Raw genomic sequence first — 1,916 nt, 5'->3', positions numbered from 1 at the left:
TGCTGTATTTATATAGCGGCAGATTTTTTTTTGTTTCTACCTGAATATAAAATATTTATTTTATATTTGCAATCATATTTTAACTGAAAAGCGGAAAAGAGGGGCTAATTTGGAGCCGGATCACACAAAACTGAACATTTTGCGTTAATTTTACTGTTTAGTCTGAACACCTGACACTTACCAAGTGCCGGAACCTGTTTGTTTAACGCATATAAACATATGCAAAAGTAAACGTTATTTTATCAAATTTGCGTCAGATATAGTTACCCATTTTTCTACTTGTATTACCTATTTCATAACCGGCGCGGTTCAAGTGCCTGATCGCACCCGGAGGATTGCCCAGATGCTGCTTACAGTAGCGGTTGAAAGAAGCCTTTGATGCGAAGCCGAATTCGGCTCGCAACTCGTTTAGCGACTTGTCCCCCGCGCAGAGGGCATGGAATATCTTTTTAGTCTTATGGTCGTTCATCCATTTGTATCCGGAGGTATTGAACACCTTCCTGAAACGCTTCTCCAGTCCTGACAGGGACATATCCATGGAAACGGCCAGTTCGGAAAGGGAGTGGTATTTGTGGTAATTGTTCATCACATAATGTGAGAATCCCGCGTCGCGGCTAAGGGCTTCGCTGAAAAACAGCGCAAGTTCCTCCCGCGTATAAAACTCCCCGAACAGGTAGAGCAGCTCATTTATCTTCATCTCATTATAATACCTGCAGCACAGCTCCTTTGATATACAGTACACCAGCATATCCGCATAGCTTTTCAGCGCCCCGTTCATTTCCAGCAGGTAAGGGGAATCCGTTCCCATATCCAAAGGCGCCTGCATTTCCAACGTCCAATTTACCAGGTCCTCCAGTCTGTAGCAGTCGCAGAACTGCAGCTTGCAGTCGAGGCGTATGAACAGGAGGCGGGCCCCGGCTTCGGCCCTGTAACTCAGGTTATAGTCCGCGGGCAGGTAAAGCGCCTGTCCGCTGCGCATCCTGCAGTTATGGTACATCCCGAAGGAGTAGGTGACCTCCCCCTCGAGCAGGAAGATAATGATATGCTGCACGGATTGCTCGGTGAGCAGGACGCCTTTGCCGGCTTGTTTTATTTCAATGGACGGGTTTGCGCCTTTGTCGCAGTTCAGGCAAGTCCGGCAGGAAATGTGTTCGTTAAGGTGTAATAATTCCATATTCAATTGGTTTTGAGCATGTTTAATCTATGTTTAATGATGCTTTTGCTGTGTAAAGTCAGTTTCAATCCTAAGAAACGATTGGTTGCCAATAAGTTAACAGGTGCCTGCCTCCCCGTTTTCCTGCCGGTGGAGGCCCGCATGTTTAACAATTTGTATCATAAGCCTGCTTTAATTTTTATTTTATATAAGTTAATGTGTTAATATCTAATGCGTTAAAATTCCTTTCCGGGCTTATCCGGCACTTGGTAAGTGTCAGATAATTTAACGGATGGATGGTATAGGTTCGAACGATCCGGAAACAGGGGGCAGTCGATCATCCTTTGGTTCATTCAGGAGGGGTTGATTCGCAGAACACAGTAACAAGAGGCAATAAGGCAACAGATGAAAAGTTTAACAAAAACGATACAGACGGATATGCGGGGACTACTATTTCCCGGAAGCGGAAGACGCAGGGCAGACCGGACCCTGAGCCGGGTTTTCTTTCGTACCGAAAGCGGTTTATCCCTGCGCACATACGTGAACAATACTACCCAAGCTTTCCAAACTTGGACATTAACTACAAGACGCACATTATTATTCCTGATGGCCGCCTTGCCGTCATCTCCTTTATCTCCCTTCTGCGGGGATGGCCGGAGCCGGATTCACCGCCGGGCCGGAGGGGAGTGGACGGCAGGACGGACATTGACGTGCCGCGGGGAAGCTGCCGGGTGTATAAAAAATAAATATATACAATACTTTA

General features: G+C 46.3%; 2 protein-coding genes. One reads left to right on the top strand and one right to left on the bottom strand.

The window, feature by feature from the left end:
• Window positions 1-253: 253 nt before the first annotated feature.
• Complete coding sequence (locus IR083_RS24400) at window positions 254-1,174, bottom strand: helix-turn-helix domain-containing protein (RefSeq protein WP_194226249.1); 921 nt, start codon at window positions 1,172-1,174, stop codon at window positions 254-256.
• Window positions 1,175-1,558: 384 nt separating this feature from the next.
• Here IR083_RS24400 and IR083_RS24395 point away from each other — a divergent pair.
• Window positions 1,559-1,916, top strand: a 358-nt coding sequence (locus IR083_RS24395; protein WP_194226248.1) for a hypothetical protein, incomplete at its 3' end; no start/stop codon positions are given.

The organism is Dysgonomonas sp. GY75 (assembly GCF_015234155.1).
Taxonomy (GTDB): Bacteria; Bacteroidota; Bacteroidia; order Bacteroidales; family Dysgonomonadaceae; genus Dysgonomonas; species Dysgonomonas gadei.
This window is presented reverse-complemented; position numbering and strand designations above follow the sequence as displayed.